We start from the raw sequence: 17295 nt of genomic DNA, 5'->3' as shown, positions 1-17295 counted from the left end.
ACTGGTGTGGCCGGCGGCGGAACATGGCACACTGCACGCAAGCTTCGACGCGTAGGGGAGGCGTGGCGTGAGTGAGCGGCGTCCTGCGCCCACCGTGGGTCAGGTGGTGCTCGGCAGACGCCTGCAGGAACTGCGGGAGGCGGCCGGCCTCAAACGCGAGGAGGCCGCGCAGGTGCTGCGGGTGGCCCCGGCGACCGTACGGCGGATGGAAATGGCCGAGGTCGCGCTGAAGATACCGTATGTCCAGGTGCTGTTGGAGACGTACGGCGTCGGCGGCGACGAGACGGCGGCGTTCGTGGACCTGGCCGAGGAGGCGAACCAGCCGGGCTGGTGGCAGCGGTTCCACGATGTGCTGCCGGACTGGTTCAGCCTGTACGTGAGCCTGGAGGGCGCGGCCCGGATCATCCGCTCCTACGAACCGCACTTCGTTCCGGGCCTGTTGCAGACCGAGGCGTACGCGCGGGCCGTGATGGAAGCGGGGACGATCGGGCAGGCGGGGCCGGAGACGATCGAGCGGCATGTGTCCCTGCGCATGGAGCGGCAGCGGCTGTTGGAGCGCGCGGACCCGCCCCACCTGTGGGTGATCATGGACGAGACGGTGTTGCGGCGGCCGGTGAGCATCCGCGGCGAGGTCATGCGCGACCAGTTGGACAGGCTCCTGGAGTTCGCCGAGCGCGACCGGGTCACGCTGCAGGTCGCGGAGTTCGCGGAGGGCCCGCATCCGGGGACGTACGCCCCGTTCTCGCTGTTCCGCTTCGCCGAGCCGGAGTTGCCCGACATGGTCTTCACCGAGTACCTGACCGGCGCGCTCTATCTCGACTCCCGCCAGGAGGTCGCGACGCACCTGGAGGTCCTGGACCACATGTCGGCGCGCGCCGCGTCCGCCGAGCGCACCAAGAAGCTGCTTCGGGAGCGCCGCGAGGACTTCTGAGCCCGCGCACGACCCGCCCCAGACCTGGCGGTGCGGGCCGAGGGCATCGTGCCGGTGTGCGCGGGGGTCGCCCGCAAGGCGTGTGAACTACGCGGCCCCGCCCTTCTCGCCCCTCCCGCCCTGGTCCCTGTCCTCGTCGACGATCTCCGCGTCCACCACGCCCTCGTCGTCCTGCGGTGAGGTGTGCCGGCCGGTGTCCGTGTCTTGGGTGGGGGTCTGCTGTCCGGCGGCCTGGGCGTACATCGCCTGGCCCATCTTCTGGCTGACGGAGGCGAGCTTCTCGACGCCGGTGCGCAGGGCGCTCGTCTCGGCGTTCTGTTCCAGGAGCTGTTTGAGCTCGGCGACGGCGGACTCGACCTCGGCCTTGGTGTCGGCGGGGATCTTGTCGCCGTTCTCGCGGACGAACTTCTCGGTCTGGTAGACGAGTTGTTCGGCCTGGTTGCGGGTCTCGGCCGCCTCGCGGCGTTTGCGGTCCTCCTCGGCGTACTGCTCGGCGTCCCGCATCATGCGGTCGATGTCCTCCTTGGGGAGGGCCGAGCCGCCGGTCACGGTCATCTTCTGTTCGCGGCCGGTGGCGAGGTCCTTGGCCGACACGTGCATGATGCCGTTCGCGTCGATGTCGAAGGCGACCTCGATCTGCGGGACGCCGCGCGGGGCGGGCGGCAGTCCGGTGAGGTCGAAGACGCCGAGCTTCTTGTTGTAGGCGGCGATCTCACGTTCGCCCTGGTAGACCTGGATGCCGACCGAGGGCTGGTTGTCGGTGGCGGTGGTGAAGATCTCCGAACGCCGGGTCGGGATGGTCGTGTTGCGTTCGATGAGCTTGGTCATGATGCCGCCCTTGGTCTCGATGCCCAGGGACAGCGGGGTGACGTCGAGCAGGAGGACGTCCTTGACGTCGCCGCGGATGACGCCCGCCTGGAGGGCCGCGCCGACGGCCACGACCTCGTCCGGGTTGACGCCCTTGTGCGGTTCCTTGCCGGTGAGTTCCTTGACCAGGTCGGTGACGGCGGGCATGCGGGTGGAGCCGCCGACGAGGATGACGTGGTCGATGGCGGAGAGCTTGATGCCGGCGTCCTTGACCGCCTGGTGGAAGGGGTTCTTGCAGCGGTCGAGGAGGTCGGCCGTCAGCTCCTGGAACTGGGCCCGGGTCAGCTTCTCGTCGAGGTGGAGCGGGCCCTCGGCGGAGGCGGTGATGTAGGGCAGGTTGATCGTCGTCTCGGAGGAGCTGGACAGCTCGATCTTGGCCTTCTCGGAGCCCTCGCGCAGCCGCTGCAGGGCCATCTTGTCGTTGCCGAGGTCGATGCCGTACTGCCCCTTGAACTTCTTCACCAGGTGCTCGACGACCCGCTGGTCCCAGTCGTCGCCGCCGAGGTGGGTGTCGCCGTTGGTCGCCTTGACCTCGATGACGCCGTCGCCGATCTCCAGCAGCGACACGTCGAAGGTGCCGCCGCCGAGGTCGAAGACCAGGACGGTCTGCTCCTCGCCCCGGTCCAGGCCGTAGGCGAGAGCGGCGGCCGTGGGCTCGTTGATGATCCTGAGCACCTTCACGCCGGCGATCTCCCCGGCCTCCTTGGTGGCCTGGCGCTGGGCGTCGTCGAAGTACGCGGGGACGGTGATCACCGCGTCGGTGACGTCCTCGCCCAGGTAGGACTCCGCGTCCCGCTTCAGCTTCTGCAGCACCCGCGCGGACAGCTCCTGCGCCCGGTAGCGGTTGCCGTCGACGGCGCCCTGCTCGGGAAAGCGCCAGTGCGCGTCGCCCATGTGACGCTTCATGGAGCGCGCGGTGCGCTCGACGTTCGTCACGGCCTGCCGTTTGGCGACCTCGCCGACGAGCACCTCACCGTTCTTGGCGAAGGCCACGACCGACGGTGTGGTCCTGGCCCCCTCCGCGTTCACGACGACCGTGGGTTCGCCGCCCTCCAGCACGGCCACCACCGAGTTCGTGGTCCCCAGATCGATTCCGACCGCACGTCCCATCGCTGTCCCCTTCCGCCAGGGAGCCTCCCGCACTCCAGCACAAAACTTGAGTGCGCATCTGTCAATGGGTGGATCTGGTCGGTGGAGGACTCCTGTCACAGGGACGGGTACCCCAGGGCGCGCTCGTCCTGCCTCCCGCCTCTCAGCGTGACCGCGCGCCGGGGCCGGTCGGTGATCAGGACGTCCACGCGCGGGTCGGTGAGGAAGGCTCGCATCGGCGCGTCCTCGTTGACCGTCCAGACCATGGTGTACAGGCCGTGCCGGGCCGCCTCGCGCAGGACGTTCGCGCGCGCCAGCTGCTGGTGGACGGCGACACCGGTCGCCCCGCAGGCGCGGACGCGCCTCATGGGCAGCAGTTCGCTCAGCCGGGTCCCCGGCAGCCGGGCCCGGGTGATCTCCCTGCGGTCGCGGCCCAGGGACAGGGCCGTGCGCACGGCGGGGAACGCCCGTCCGATGGCGGCGACGGAGGCGTCCTCCAGGGTCGTGGCGACGAAGCCGTCCATGCCGAGCAGGGCGATCGCCCGGTCGACGAGTTCGCGCTCGTGACCCATTTCCTTCAGGTCCAGGTGCCCGACGAGCTTCCCGGCGATCAGCGCCATGACCTCGTCGACGACCGGTACGGCGTACCCGGCGCGCTCGCTCAGCTCGGCGTGCGTGATCCGCGACAGGAGCGGTCCGCAGTGCGCGACCCGGGCGTCGTGGTAGACGACGAAGACACCGTCGGCGGTACGCCGGATGTCGAACTCGGCGTACTCCGCGCCGGAGACGATCGCGTCCTCGTACGCCGCCCAGGTGGCGGCGGCGGCGCGTTCGGATCCTCCTCGGTGGGCCGACACGGCGGGGCGGCACGGCATGGTCAGGTCACCTCCCGGGGGGTGCACGGTTCGAGTCAGCTCCCGGACGCGGACCGGGGCGCGGGCACGGGTGCGGGCGGGGCGCCGTCGGGCGGTGACAGGAGGGTGCCGGAGTGTCGGCCGACCCTTCTTAGCAGGACGTATCCGATCACCACGAGGACCACGAAGGGAAGCCAGGCCAGCGCGTACGCGGTGCCGTACGTGCCCAGGTCGAGGATGGAGCGGTCGGCGTGGACGTTCGTGCCGTTGACGCCGAAGAACGTCAGCAGCAGGGTCGGCGGCAGTGCGATGAGGGTGGCCGCGGCGACGAGGCCGGAGACGGTGCGGTCGCGCCGGTCGTCGCGTTCGGCGAGTGCGGCGTCCAGGGCGGCGGAGCGGGCGCTGATCACGGAGGTGAGGCGCTCGACCATGCGGGCCGAGTTGTCGAGGCTGTCGCGGATGCCGAGGGCGTCGCGCAGCGAGGACTGGAAGCTCTCCATCAGCATTTCGGGGATCAGCAGGCTGTCGACGTAGGCCTCGACGCCGAAGGCCAGGTCCAGTTGGAGTTCGTTGACGCCGGCGGACAGGCGGGAGATGAGGGAGCGGACCTCGTACGGCGAGTCCGTCATCGCCTGTTCGTTGGCCCGCATCGTCTCGAAGGCGGCGAGGCGGGTGCGCTGGAGGGCGGCGAGCGCGGAGATCATGCCGAGCGCGACGAGGGTCAGGCCGTTCTCCACGTGCGGGGCCCAGCCGGCCTGGACGGAGACGCCGCGGCCGTGGGAGGAGAGGGTCACGCCGTGGTTGCGCAGGTTGGGCGGTGTGGTGGCGTCGAGGTCGGGGGTGTGGGTCGCCGGCATCCTGCCGCGGTAGACGATCTCGTTGAGCAGGGCGGGCCGGCGGGCTGAGTCCCCGTCGTCGCCGTCGCCGTCGGTGAGCAGGTCGTGCAGCAACCGTCCGCCGGGGAAGACGAGTTGGTGGACGTTCTGGCCGTGGGCGAGGGGGGTGGGCAGGGCGAGCCGCTCGTTCAGCACGTCGAGCAGCGGTCTGCCGCCGAGACGGATGCGTTCGCGGTCGAAGCAGGTGTCCGCGAGCCAGGCGGCGAGGGCGGCGGGTTCGGTGTCGGCCGCGAACCGGCAGTCCAGGAGCAGGGTGACGTCGCCGCGCGGGGTGGCGACGACCATGATGTCGGCCGTGGCGAGGTCGAGGCCGTGGCTGCCGTGCGGCAGGTGCAGGTCGTCCGGTGCGGCGCGCAGGGCCAGGACCGGTACGGGGAGCACCTTCTCGCTGGACCTGAGGTGCGGTTCGAAGCGGCCGAAGTCGTAGCGGTCGACGAGGGCGCCGAGCGGGGAGCCGTCCGGGCGCATCCGGCCGGCCAGGCTGAACAGCAGTACGGCGCGGGTGAGTTCACGAGTGGCGGAGTCGAGTACCGCCGACCCGCCGGATGTTGTCGGCCCCATCACGTCCCTTTCGACACCGTCATCCTGATACCCCTCCCCCCGGTCACGAACCGACCGTCGCGCGGGCCGCCCCGGGTGGGGCCGCCCGCGCGACGGTCGTGGTGTGCCGGTCCGGTCAGGCGAGCTTCGCGGACAGGGTGATCGGTACGGCCTTGAGGGCCTGGCTGACGGGGCAGTTCACCTTGGCGTCCTCCGCCGCGGCGACGAAGCCGTCCTCGTCCAGGCCCGGCACGGTGCCCTCGACCGTGAGGTGGATGCCCGTGATGCCCTCTCCCGGCTGGAAGGTGACATCGGCGGAGGTGACGAGCTTGGTGGGCGGGGTGCCGGCCCCGGCGAGGGCGTGCGAGAACGCCATGGAGAAGCAGCTGGAGTGGGCGGCCGCGATCAGCTCCTCGGGGCTGGTCTTGCCGTTCGCCTCCTGGGTGCGGGCAGCCCACGTCACCGGCTGCTCGTCGATGGCGCCGGAGGAGTCGAAGGTGACAACTCCGTTGCCCTCGAGCAGGTTGCCTTCCCAGACGGTGTGTGCGGAGCGCGTGGTGGCCACGGTCATTCCTTTCCTATGGTCCCGGATCCGGGTCTCGGACTCCATACGATCACACTCCGGCTCAACTCACCCGGAAGACCGGTCCACGTGCGCTGAAGGGCAGCCGTGCCCCCTGCGGGATCAGGTAGGCGTGCTCGCGCCGTACCCGCAGGACCTCGCACCATCCGTCGGTGATCACCAGGACCGGTGCGGCGGGCGGGAAGTCGTCCGCGCGGTGCAGCAGGTCGATGCCGGGCTGCAGCACGGTGCCGCCGCGGCCGTGCACCCGTACCCGGCCGGCGATGTCCGTGACCGGCAGGTAGCCCGCGTCGTGCGGGGCCGCGTCGCAGAACACGACCCGCGCGGCCGGTACGTCGCGGGCCTCGGCGTACGAGGCGATCGCGCCCAGCGCCTTGCCGAGCAGGACCCGGTCCATGGAGCCGGAGGTGTCGAGGACGACGCCGAAGGTGCAGCGGGCGATCTGGCGGGAAGTACTCTCCCGCCCGCGGGATGTCGGGCCTGGCCGCCTGGCGGCGGGAGGGGCGCGCGTACGACCGTACGGGCTGGGGACGCGGCACGAACTCGTCGAACCAGCGGGCCAGTCGGGCGTCCCAGGGCAGGGGTGGATGGCTGAGCGCGCGGATCTCCTCGACGAGACCGCCGGGAAGGTAGCCGCGGGCCTGCTGCTCGTGCAGGTCGAGGCCTCGGGCCAGGCCGCGGCGGTAGAGCTCGTCGAGGTCGACCGGGCTGCCGGGGGCACCGAGCGGTCCGCCGAGGATGTCGCCGACGCCCTTGCCGCGCAGGGTGGCCAGGCGGCGGGCGCGGCGCAGGTCGCGGGCGATGCGGTCGTAGACCTCCTCCGCGGACAGGCCGGCGAGCTGGGCGTCGTGCAGCAGCCCTTCGGGCATGGTGCCGACCTGCATCTCGCTGAGCCAGCCGTTGATGACGTAGTCGCAGGCGACGTTGAACAGGTAGGGGTCGCGGGTACCGCAGCGGTCGCCGTGCCGCAGGGCGGCGTGCAGCATCTCGTGGGCGAGGACGAAACGCCACTCCTCGTCCTCGAGCTGCCTGAGGGGGTGGCAACTGCTCGTCGAGGGGCGTACATAAGCTCGCTTTAGCTCGATCGTGTGATGGTCGGCTTCCGGCCTTGCGGCGCGCCGGGCCGTCCGGGTTAGCGTTGCTGTGCGATCTGGGACACCGGAAACGGTGCCAGCGTGCGGGGCCCCCGCTCCACCAGAGTGATGGTTCGGGGCCTCCCCGTCGCCTCTGGCCGTCTCCATCTGGCCAGGTCGTACAGGGAACTGGCCTCCCGGGAACGGACCACGCACGAGATGCGTGTCGCCGCCCCGGGGTCGAGTACGCCGGGGACCAGCTCGCCCAAGACCGTTCGGGGCGCGCGGCTGAACGGGACTCACTCACGCTCAGTCCACAGGAACGGTTGACGTACACCTCACCGGCCTCGGCGTTCACCGCGGCGACGGAGATGCCGTGGGCGCGGGCGAGTTTGGCCGCCCCACCTGCTCCACGGGACGAGCAGCTGGTCCGCCTCTCCGGCCGCCGTGCCGCAGTGCTCGAACGCGACGGGGATCCCGGTCCGCCGCCAGCTCGCGGCGAGCTGCTCCTCGTCGCCGTCGGGGTATGACAGCGGCAGGCTGTCGGGGGGCGGCCCACGGGGACGGTCAGCAGGAAGCGGTTGACGACCGTGCAGCGGGCGGCGAGGTCGTGGCGGTCGGGCTGGACGCGTTCGCCGCCTGCCGCGGGGACGTGTCCGAAGCCGAGGTGGATGAGGGCGTGTGCGACGGCCCAGGCCCACTCGTCGGGTTCGGCGAGTCGGGTGGGGTGCAGGTGCACGGTGCCGTTGGAGGTGACGCGGGCCAGGCCGTGCCGGGGAGCCAGGTCGCACTCCTTCTCACGGCACAGCTTGGCCTCGATCGCGGCCAGCGCGGGATTCGCCAGCGCGAGGCGCACCCCGTCGGCGCACGCCTCGGCGGCGGGGTCCTTCTTGGGCCCGCCCGGCTTGCGGCCGCGGCTCATCCGCGGGCCTCCGCGTTCGCGTGCGTACGGCTCACCGGCGGGCCCCCGTCCGCGCGCGGGCCCGGCTCATCGCCGCGCCTCCACCAGCCGGGGCATGTCCCGGGCCGCCTCGATGAGGAACCAGGCGGGCAGCACGGGGTTGCCGTCGGCGTCGGAGGCGATGACGCTCTGGGCGACCTCGACGGAGATCTCGGCGAGCTGCACGAGCAGCGACTTGGCGCGGTACGCGGTCTGGCGGCCGCTCGCCGACATGTGGTTCTTGCTCGCGGGCAGTTCCTTGGCGAGGCGGCCGCGGAAGGACTCGGCGAGGTAGTACAGCAGGTCGCGGTCCTCCAGGCGATTGGGCCAGTGGGCGTCGCCCTTGAGGATCGCCTCGATGCCGAACCGGCTGCGCACGATCTTGGCGTAGCCGCAGAACGCGGTCGCGTGCGCGGGTGTCAGCGTGCCGTGCGCCAGCACCTTGAGCGTCTCCTCGTCGAGGCCCGGCCCGAAGGAGTGCAGCGCGTCGGAGAGCATGTGCCAGGAGCGGGGCGTGGAGAAGGGCTCCTCGGTCTTCGGCGGCTTGGACCACAGGTGGTCGGGCCGGTCGGTGAGGTGGTCCGACGGCTGCCTGCAAGGAGCGGCTCCTGGGTGGGTGGTCGAGAAGGGGCGCGCCGGTGCGCGACGTCCGGTACGACAGTGTGGGCGCGGCGGTCGGCGGGCGCAGCCCACTTAATGTGCGCCGGATTCAGGCGGCTTCATGTGCGCCGGGTTCAGGCGGCGCTTCGGTCCTGGCGTGCCGCCAGCGGAACCTGTGGGCCGTCCGTCTCGCGCAGCCAGCGGCGCAGCACACGGTGGATGTGCTCGGCTCCGGCGAGCTGCGTGCCCTCCTCGACGGGGGCGGACAAGGCGAGCGGCGACAGCAGGAAGGCCTTGGCCTGGGCGCCGCCGAGGCCGCCGTGCGAGCCGATCTGCTCCTCGAAGGCGAGGACTTCGCCGTCGGCGGGGTCGTACCAGGAGTTGACCATGATGTCGGCGGTGTGCGGGAAGGAGTGCGTGCGGCGGACGGCGTCGGCGGCGCCGGGACCGAAGTCGGCGAGCGGGCCGGGGTTGTCGTCGAGTTCGTCCAGGGGGATCTCGGCGCCGAACGGGCCGAGGACGACCCCGCCGTGTTCCTCGCTGCGCACCAGCAGGAAGCCGATGCCGGGGTGGTTGGCGAGGGTGGTCAGCAGGGCGGGGTGGCGGGCGTCGATCTCCTCCTTGCTCATCCGGTGCGGTACGTCGGGGAAGGACACCAGGCCGAGGTTGCCGGAGGCCAGCACGATCGGCTCCGAGCGGCGGGTGGAGGGGCGGTATTGTTCGCCGCCCTCCTCGACGGGCCGGTGCAGTGCGGTGCGGACGGCCGCGCGGGCCTCGGCGCCGCTGTGGGTGCGCTCGGCCTTGCGCGGCACGGGCAGCCCGCAGCCGGCCCGGACCAGGTCGCCGAGGGTGAGGCCGTAGCGGGTGCGGAAGGTCTCGCCGGGGCTCTGGCCGTGGTCGGACAGGACGACGATGCGGTAGGGGCGCGGGGCGTGCTCGGCGACGTTCTCGATCAGGGCGAGGGAGCGGTCGAGACGTTCGAGGACCTTGAGGGCGTCGCGGCTCGCCGGCCCGGAGTGGTGGGCCACTTCGTCGTACGCCACCAGGTCGGCGTAGACGGCGGTGCGGCCGGCGAGCATGTCGCCCATGACCGCGGCGACGACGACATCGCGTTCGACGACGGTCGCGAAGGCGCGGATGAAGGGGTAGAGGCCGCCGCGTCCCACCCGCGGACGGACCTTGCGGACGCGGGCCCGGGTGGACTGGCCGATCTCGCGGCCGGCCTCGGCGACGAAGGACAGGGCGGTGCGCACGGCGTTGGCCGGGTCGGAGAAGTAGGCGAAGTAGCCCGCCCTGGAGCGGTTCTCGCGGCTGCGGCGGCGGGCGGCGATGGACAGCACGAGGGCCTGTTCGTCGGCGCCGCCGGAGAAGAGGTTGCCGCGGCTGGCACCGTCGGCGCCGAGCAGTCCGCCGTCGCCGGTGGCCTCGACGGCGCGGCGCTGGAGTTCTGCGGCGCTGGTCGGGCGGTTGCAGACCATGACCTCGCGGCGGTCCTTCTCGTACCAGCGGAAGGCGGGCACGTCGTGGTTGCTGCCGTGCAGGATGCCGAGCTGGCTGGCGCCGGTCTGGCTGGACCAGTCGGTGCGCCACGGGGTGAGCCGGTGGGTGGGTCTGCGCCGGCCGCCGTGATGGGCGGGGGCGTCGCCGAGCCAGCGGGCGACGGTGGGCATCAGACAGCGGCCGACCGCGTCGAGCAGGACGTCGTGGCCGACGCCGTCGAGTTGTATGAAGACGGTGCCGGGGCTGGCCGGGCAGGGCGGTGCGCCGCCCCTGCGGCGGCGGTCGGCGAGGCGGTACAGGCGGCGCCGGTAGGCGTCGTCGTCGCGCACGGCCAGCGCGGCGCCGGTGGCGGAGGCGACGGCCGACATCACGGCGGCCACCACGACCGCGGTCTCAGGGGCGGCGTCGCCCTGCTCGGCCGGGTTCAGGCGCAGGGCGAGCAGCAGCAGCCCGCCGTTGAGGAAGAAGACCAGCAGGCCGAGCACGAGCGCGGGCACGAGCAGCAGCAGCCGTACGAGGAGGGGCCACGCCAGCGCCGACAGCAGACCGAACGCGCCGGCCCCGAACGCGGCGGTGACGGCGATCCGGGTGGCGCTGTCGCCGTCGGGGGACTGGAGCCGGAAGTCCGGCAGGATGCCCGCCAGTACGAGCATCGTGACGGTGGAGACGGCCCACACCGCGACGCTCCGCCCGACCTGACTGGCGACCCGCCGCCAACGCCCTCCACGCACGCCTCGCACACCTCACGTCCCGGCCCGGCCCGTCATCGGTGCGGGCCCGGAGCAAGCCTGTCATACCGGCGCCGGTCGAACGGGGCCCTTGGTGGCGTCCGCTACCGGCCGTCGTACCCGGCCGTCGGCATCGACAGCCTGCGGTGCACCCGGGCCTTCATCTGGGCGTCGTACGACGGCTCCGCGCGCCCCACGGTCTCGACCCGCACCCCGCGGCGCGTGCACTCGGCGGTGAACTCGTCGACCGACGACAGGGCGCTCTGCAGGACGCGCAGGCTCGGTGCGACGAACACGTCGCGGCCGGGCCGTACGCCCTCCCACAGGACGCCGTGGTCGGGACGGAGCCGGTGCACGAGCAGTTCCCGGGTGACGACGTAGCCCCGCTCGGCGGCCCAGCGGGCGCACATCGCGTGCTGGCTGCGGGAGTCCACCAGGAAGGGGTCGTCGTCGAGCTCCTCCAGGGGCGTCAGGCTGGCGATCGCCGTGACCCGCAACGGCGGGCGCTTGCCCGGTGCGTCACGAACCTCTCCCATGGATCCCATGAAGTCCCCCCTCACCTCCGGTTTCGTTCGCCGACCCTACTCCTGCCCGTAGGCTTCGGGGGAGTCGCGCGAAGGAGGCAAAGAGGTGCCGGTGGAGATCACGTGGTGGGGTCACGCCACCTGCACGGTCACGGATTCGGACGTACGTGTGCTCACCGACCCTCTGTTCGCCCGCCGCCTGGCCCATCTGCGGCGCCGCCGCGGGGCGTTGCCGCCGCCCGGCGCCTGGCGCGCGGACGTGGCGCTGGTGTCCCACCTGCACGCCGACCATCTGCATGTGCCCTCGCTGGCGCGGCTCGCACCGGGCACGCGCCTGCTCGTGCCCCGGGGCGCACCACGGGCGGTGCCGGGGCTGCGCCGGCTCGCGCATCTGAGGGTGAGCGAGGTGGCTCCCGGGGACGAGACCAGGATCGGTGAGGTGGTGGTACGGGTCGTGCCGGCCCGGCACGACGGCCGGCGGCTGCCACTCGGACCGCACCACTCCCCCGCGCTCGGTTATGTCGTCGAGGGCGAGGGCCGTACCTACTTCGCCGGGGACACCGGCCTGTTCGACGAGATGGTGAAGGAGGTCGGTCCGGTCGACGTCGCGCTGCTGCCGGTGGGTGGCTGGGGACCGTATCTCGGCGAGGGGCATCTGGACGCGGGGCGGGCCGCGGAGGCACTGGTCCGGCTGGCGCCGCGCAGTGCGGTGCCCGTGCACTACGGCACGTACTGGCCGATCGGGATGGACGCGGTGCGCCCGCACGAGTTCCACACGCCGGGCGACGAGTTCGTACGCCTCGCGGGCGAGCGGGCGCCGCAGGTGGCGGTGCACCGGCTCGGGCACGGGGAGAGCGTGCGGCTGGAGGTCGCCCGGTGAGCTGGCTCGCCGCCGCCTCGACGGCTGTGTCGCCGGAGTCCACGCAGCAGGCGATCGGGTATCCGACGCTGTTCGTGCTGGTGCTGCTCGGGGCGCTGGTGCCGGTGGTGCCGACGGGGGCGCTGGTGAGTTCGGCGGCCGTGGTGGCCTTTCACCAGACGGCGCCGTTCGCGCTGGCGCTGGTGTTCGTGACGGCCTCGGCGGCCGCGTTCCTCGGTGACATCGCCCTGTACTGGCTGGGGCGGCGCGGCATGCGGTCGAAGAACGGCTCGCGCTGGCTGGAGGCGATCCGCTCGCGGGCACCCGAGGACCGGCTCACCCAGGCGCAGGAGAAACTCGCCGACCATGGTGTGGCGGTCCTGGTGCTGTCCCGGCTGGTGCCGGCCGGGAGGATCCCGGTCATGCTGGCCTGTCTGATGGCGAAGTGGCCGCTGCGGAGGTTCGCCCGCGGGAACTTTCCGGCGTGCCTCGCCTGGGCTGTGACGTATCAGCTGATCGGGATCCTTGGCGGGTCGCTGTTCAGCGAGCCCTGGGAGGGCGTGGTCGCGGCGGTCGCGCTGACCGTGGTGATCAGCGCGGCGCCCAGTGCCTGGCGCAGGGTCCGCCGGACCGCGAAGGCCTAGTCGAGGATCCGGGAACCACCCACCGGCAGGTCCCACAGGTCCTCCCGGGCCAGGCCCGCCTTCTCCCACGCCGCCCGCACGCGCGTGAGCGGTTCCAGCACCGGCTCCGCCGACAGCACGAACGTCGCCCAGTGCATGGGCGCCACGCGCCGCGCCCCGAGGTCCTGCGCCGCGCGGACCGCCTCCTCCGGGTCGCAGTGCACGTCGCTGAGCCACCAGCGGGGGTCGTAGGCGCCGATGGGCAACAGGGCCAGGTCGATGCCCGGGTGGCGCTGTCCGATGCGGGCGAACCAGTGGCCGTATCCGGTGTCGCCCGCGAAATAGACGCGCCGGCCGTCGGAGGCGGTGAGCACCCAGCCGCCCCACAGGGTGCGGCAGGTGTCGGTGAGGGAGCGCTTGGACCAATGGTGGGCGGGCACGAAGTCGAAGCGGACACCGTCCAGTTCGGCCGCCTCCCACCAGTCCAGTTCCGTGACGTTCGTGAACCGGCGGCGGCGGAACCAGCGGCCGAGTCCGGCCGGCACGAACATCGGGGTGGCGCGCGGGAGTCGGCGCAGTGTGGGGGCGTCCAGGTGGTCGTAGTGGTTGTGGCTGATGACGACGGCGTCGATACGCGGCAGGTCGCTCCAGTCGATGCCGACCGGGGTGATGCGGGCCGGGGTGCCGAGGATGCGGCGGGACCAGACCGGGTCGGTGAGGACGGTCAGGCCGCCGATCCGCACGACCCAACTGGCGTGTCCCGCCCAGGAGACGGCGATCGTGCGCGCGTCCACGCGGGGCAGCGGGCCCGGCTCGAAGGGGAGCCGGGGAATGTCGGCGAGGCCTTCCCGGTCGGGGCGGATGGCGCCCTCGCGGGCGAAGCGGGCCATGGACTTCAGGTCGGGCAGCGGGGCGGTCAGCCGGTTGTGGAAGGACCGCGGCCACAGGCGGTGCTCGCCGAGGGGCCTGGGGGCCACGGGGGGCGTGAAGGAGGGGGCCGTCGGAGCGTCGGTGTCGCGGTCGGGTGTGCTCGTGGTCGACTCGGACTGCTGCGTCATCGAGGAGGCTCCCATCGCTGAGCGTCGTCGCGGAGATCGTCGAAGACCGATTCCAGAAGGATCAACGCGCGTCGCACGTGTGGCAGTTCCAACGGCGAGGGTGAACCGAGGCATTCCGCGCGTTCCTCGTCCGTGCCGCCCAGCAGCGGACCCGTGCACAGCCGCACCCGCAGCGCCCCGAGGTCGTCGCCGAAGCGGTGGCCGCCCGGCGCGGGCATGCCGAGCCGGGCGGTGAGGAACTCCTCCAGTTCCTGGGCGTCGCCGACCCCGTGCCCGGTGAGCGCGGTCTTCAGGGGGCCGAGGTCGACGTAAAGGTGACGGCCGGCCTGCGGGGGCCGGGCCAGAGCGCCGGCCCTGACGACGGCCGTGTGCGCGGCGGCGGCCAGGCGCGCGTGCAGGCGTACGGCGGCTTCGACCCGGGCGGTCACCGGCTCGGGCTCGGTCAGGGCGTACGCGGCCGCGACGGCGACCGGGGCGGCGACGCGGGCGCCGAGCGCGGTGAGCACGTCGAGCACACGCGCGCGCAGGGCGTCGCCGGCCTCGCCCTCGGGGAAGCGGGCGACGGCGGCCGGCCAGCCGGTCGGCAGCAGGGCGCCGGCCAGGTCGGTGACCACGGTGGCCTTCCCGGGCAGCATCTCGGCCGGACTGAGCAGCACGGTGCCGTGCGGGTCGTGCAGGGTGTCGCGCCAGGTCTCGTCACTGACCAGGTACAGGCCCTCGCCGACGGCGGCCTCCAGCGTCTCGTGCAGCAGTTCCGGCGGGGCCACGGTGGCGGTCGGGTCGTCGGCGAGGGACAGCACGAGGAGCCGCGGGTCTCCCCCCTCCTCCCGGACCCGGCGGACGGTCTCCAGGAGGGCGTACGGATCGGGGACACCCCCGCTCTCCGCCGGTGTGGCCACATGGAAGGCGGGTCTTCCCAACAGGCGTGCGTACGGCGCCCACCAGGCGGCACACGGCCGCGGCACCAGGACGTCGCCGCCGAGGGCGGCGGTCAGGGCGAGCAGGAGGGAGGGGGCGCCCGGGGCGGCGACCACGTGGTCGCGGGCGGTGGGCAGGCCGCGCCGGTCCCAGTAGCCGCACGCGGCCCGAACGACGTCGGTTCCCCCGCCGACCGGTTCGCTCCCGGCGCGGCCGGCCGCGGCGGCGAGTACGGCGGACAGCTCGGGCAGCACGGGCAGCCCGTCTTCGGGCAGCGGCGGCCCGAAACGGACGGGGCCGTGGCCTTCCGGGTCCGTCCGCGACATGCGTACCTCCGGGGTGGGGGGGTGTTGTCCGCCGGTGTTGTCGCCCGGGTGTGTTCGGTGGCTCGTACGGTGCGGGTCGTGCCCTCGGGCTGTGAGTACCCAGACATGCGCCGCGGCATGGGCGCCTGTCCGGGTTGCTCCGGTCACACGGCGGCGACGATGCCGGTGTCGGCTCTTCTCGGCGGCGACAACGGCGGTGCGTGCCCGCTCTCGGCGGCGACAGCGCCGGCGTCACCTCTCGGCGGCGGGCTCCTTGCGGCGCAGCCGGTAGACGGCGCCGCCGAACGCGCCCGCGATCAGCACGCCACCGGCGACCAGGGCGGGCACGGAGTCGGTGAAGGCGCCGCCCTCACCGGCCCGCGCCCCGCGCGGGGCGACCGTCCCGCCGCAGGAGTCGGTGTGCGACTCGGTGCAGGGGCGGGTGGTGGCGCAGGACTCGGCGTGCGACCCGGTGCCCGACTCGGTCTCCGCCTCCCTCTCCGTCTCCATTCCCGTCTCCATTCCCGTCCCCGTCCCCGTCTCCGTCTCCATTCCCGTCCCCGTCTCCGTCTCCATTCCCGTCCCCGTCTCCGTCTCCATTCCCGTCCCAGTTCCCATCCCCGTTCCCGTCCCCATGCCAGTTCCGGTCCCCATCCCCGTCCCCGTCCCCCTCCCGGTCCACGTCCCCGTGCCGCACCACGTGCCGCTTCCGCGGGACACCGTGAACGTGGCGCTCCACTGCTTGCCCTGCCCGCCGGCAGCCGCCGGGCAGTTGCCGTCGACGGTCCGCGCGGAGTCCTTGCCGACCGCGTCCACGCCCTCCTCCAGGACCTCGGCCGAGGCGATCCGGGCGGTGCCGTCGTAGACGGGGCCGGTGACCTTGTCGTCGTTGCCGGAGACCAGCCGCAGCTGGACAGTGCCCTCCTCGAAGGCCTCCGAGGCGGCGTCGATCGTGTCCGGCGGGGCGCCGCCGGTCGGGTCACAGGTGACGGAGACGGAGACGCTGCCGCCCGGGGAGGCGCTGCTCGGGCTGACCTCGGCGGCCGGCTCCGCGAAGGCCGCCGGTACGGCGATGCTCAGCGCGGCACCTGCCAGGGCGGCGACGGACAGGGCGCGGACGCTCGGGCGCATGGGGAGGGCTCCTTCGGCCGACGGCTGCGGGGGCACGACCGCCGTGTCCCCGCACCATCACAGCCCGCCCACCGCCCGGCCGCGCGGGGCCGGACACCATTCGCGTGACGCAAACCGCCGAGCGGGTGACACCGCACGGCCACCAGCCACTCGGGCGTCAGACCGGGGGTAACATCACGCGGCCCCCCGCCCCCCACGAGGCGTCGGACCGCGCCGATGACACCACGCGAAGGCTCCGCCACTCAGGCGTCCCGGCCCGGGAGACACCACGGACCCCAGACCACTCAGGTCCTGCCGGCCCCGGAAGACACCGCACCGACCTCCGCCGCACGACGACCCCACGCCACTCGGGCGTCAGGCCGCCCGGCGACACCACACCGCACGACGACCCCCGTCGCTCGGGCGTCAGGCCGCGGTGTCCCGCATGACCTGCTCCCGCACCCGGCCGCAGCAGCGGCTGATCAGCCGGGAGACGTGCATCTGCGAGATGCCCAGCTGTTCGGCGATCCGACTCTGGGTCATGTCGCCGAAGAACCGCATGTACAGGATCGCGCGCTCGCGTTCGGGGAGGGCGGCGAGCCGGGGCTTGACCGCCTCGCGGTCCACCACCGTGTCCAGCGCGGGGTCGGCCGAGCCCAACGCGTCACTGAGCGAGTAGCCGTCCTCGGTGCCGGGCAGCTCCGCGTCCAGGGACAGCGCGGTGAAGCTCTCCAGGGCCTCCAGGCCCACCAGGACGTCTTCTTCGCTGAGGTTCGCGTGCGCGGCGATCTCCGCGACGGTGGGCCGGCGGCCCGGGATGGTCTGGGACAGGTCCTGGCTCGCGAAGCGGACGCGGTTGCGCAGGTCCTGGACGCGGCGCGGCACGTGCAGGGTCCACATGTGGTCGCGGAAGTGCCGCTTGATCTCGCCGGTGATGGTGGGTACGGCGTAGCTCTCGAAGGCGTTGCCGCGCTCGGGGTCGTACCGGTCGACGGCCTTGACCAGGCCGAGGGCCGCGACCTGGCGCAGGTCGTCGAAGCTCTCGCCGCGGCTGCGGAAACGGCCTGCGAGGCGGTCGGCCATCGGCAGCCAGGCCTCGACGATCTGTCCCCGCAGGGTGTCGCGCCGTGGGCCGGGGGGAAGCTCGGCGAGCTCGCGGAACGCCTGGGCCGTGTCGGGTGCGTCGTCGTGCGGATGGTGCTTCGCGCTCACTTTGGTCGCCATGGTGCGTCGCAACTCCCTGGGAGGGGTGCTCTGGGATGGACGGTCACCGTGGGGAGGGGGCGTCTGCGGTTCG

At 72.8% G+C, this 17295-nt stretch carries 13 protein-coding genes and 2 pseudogenes; 3 read left to right on the top strand and 12 right to left on the bottom strand.

All coding sequences use genetic code 11. From position 1 onward, the window contains the following. Nucleotides 1-67: 67 nt before the first annotated feature. Nucleotides 68-931, top strand: a complete 864-nt coding sequence (locus ACFYO2_RS14830; RefSeq protein WP_388348495.1) for a helix-turn-helix domain-containing protein — start codon at nt 68-70, stop codon at nt 929-931. Between the two features lie 87 nt (nt 932-1018). Here ACFYO2_RS14830 and dnaK read toward each other — a convergent pair whose 3' ends face one another. The 8 genes and pseudogenes from dnaK to ACFYO2_RS14790 form a co-directional block, all read right to left on the bottom strand. Beyond that, nucleotides 1019-2908 carry a molecular chaperone DnaK gene (gene dnaK / locus ACFYO2_RS14825; protein WP_388348493.1) on the bottom strand — a complete coding sequence of 630 codons (1890 nt, stop codon included), beginning with the start codon at nt 2906-2908 and terminating at the stop codon, nt 1019-1021. 95 nt (nt 2909-3003) lie between these two features. Then, the gene (locus tag ACFYO2_RS14820; RefSeq protein ID WP_388348491.1) at nt 3004-3762 is read right to left on the bottom strand and encodes a glycerophosphodiester phosphodiesterase family protein; all 759 of its coding nucleotides are present in this window, start codon (nt 3760-3762) and stop codon (nt 3004-3006) included. Between the two features lie 35 nt (nt 3763-3797). Next, on the bottom strand, nt 3798-5198 hold the full coding sequence (locus ACFYO2_RS14815; RefSeq protein WP_388348489.1) for a hypothetical protein: 1401 nt from the start codon (nt 5196-5198) through the stop codon (nt 3798-3800). 115 nt (nt 5199-5313) lie between these two features. Next, on the bottom strand, nt 5314-5742 hold the full coding sequence (locus tag ACFYO2_RS14810; RefSeq protein ID WP_388348487.1) for an OsmC family protein: 429 nt from the start codon (nt 5740-5742) through the stop codon (nt 5314-5316). A gap of 61 nt (nt 5743-5803) precedes the next feature. After that, nucleotides 5804-7755, bottom strand: a pseudogene (locus ACFYO2_RS14805) (hypothetical protein). Between the two features lie 66 nt (nt 7756-7821). Further along, nucleotides 7822-8355, bottom strand: a pseudogene (locus ACFYO2_RS14800) (MoxR family ATPase); the annotation flags it as partial. Nucleotides 8356-8507: 152 nt separating this feature from the next. Further along, the gene (locus ACFYO2_RS14795) at nt 8508-10613 is read right to left on the bottom strand and encodes a phage holin family protein (RefSeq protein WP_388348485.1); all 2106 of its coding nucleotides are present in this window, start codon (nt 10611-10613) and stop codon (nt 8508-8510) included. Between the two features lie 92 nt (nt 10614-10705). Next, nucleotides 10706-11137, bottom strand: a complete 432-nt coding sequence (locus ACFYO2_RS14790; protein WP_388348483.1) for a hypothetical protein — start codon at nt 11135-11137, stop codon at nt 10706-10708. Between the two features lie 94 nt (nt 11138-11231). Between ACFYO2_RS14790 and ACFYO2_RS14785 the strand changes: the two genes are divergently transcribed. Continuing rightward, on the top strand, nt 11232-12005 hold the full coding sequence (locus ACFYO2_RS14785; protein WP_388348481.1) for an MBL fold metallo-hydrolase: 774 nt from the start codon (nt 11232-11234) through the stop codon (nt 12003-12005). Then, nucleotides 12002-12628 (top strand): DedA family protein, encoded by a 627-nt coding sequence (locus ACFYO2_RS14780; RefSeq protein WP_388348479.1) that lies wholly within the window; start codon nt 12002-12004, stop codon nt 12626-12628. The genes ACFYO2_RS14785 and ACFYO2_RS14780 overlap by 4 nt, the downstream gene beginning before the upstream one ends. Here the strand turns inward: ACFYO2_RS14780 and ACFYO2_RS14775 are convergent. The 4 genes from ACFYO2_RS14775 to ACFYO2_RS14760 form a co-directional block, all read right to left on the bottom strand. Then, on the bottom strand, nt 12625-13665 hold the full coding sequence (locus tag ACFYO2_RS14775) for an MBL fold metallo-hydrolase (protein WP_388348477.1): 1041 nt from the start codon (nt 13663-13665) through the stop codon (nt 12625-12627). The two genes, ACFYO2_RS14780 and ACFYO2_RS14775, sit on opposite strands and share 4 nt — an antisense overlap. Next, nucleotides 13662-14909 carry an aminotransferase class I/II-fold pyridoxal phosphate-dependent enzyme gene (locus tag ACFYO2_RS14770; RefSeq protein ID WP_388348475.1) on the bottom strand — a complete coding sequence of 416 codons (1248 nt, stop codon included), beginning with the start codon at nt 14907-14909 and terminating at the stop codon, nt 13662-13664. Before ACFYO2_RS14770 ends, ACFYO2_RS14775 begins: the two co-directional genes overlap by 4 nt. A 231-nt stretch (nt 14910-15140) precedes the next feature. Continuing rightward, nucleotides 15141-16019: a hypothetical protein gene (locus ACFYO2_RS14765; RefSeq protein WP_388348473.1), complete on the bottom strand. Its 879-nt coding sequence runs from the start codon at nt 16017-16019 to the stop codon at nt 15141-15143. A 405-nt stretch (nt 16020-16424) separates the two neighbouring features. After that, nucleotides 16425-17222 (bottom strand): RNA polymerase sigma factor SigF, encoded by a 798-nt coding sequence (locus ACFYO2_RS14760; RefSeq protein ID WP_388348471.1) that lies wholly within the window; start codon nt 17220-17222, stop codon nt 16425-16427. Between the last annotated feature and the right edge of the window lie 73 nt (nt 17223-17295).

This window comes from Streptomyces sp. NPDC006602 (assembly GCF_042870385.1).
Taxonomy (GTDB): Bacteria; Actinomycetota; Actinomycetes; order Streptomycetales; family Streptomycetaceae; genus Streptomyces.
This window is presented reverse-complemented; position numbering and strand designations above follow the sequence as displayed.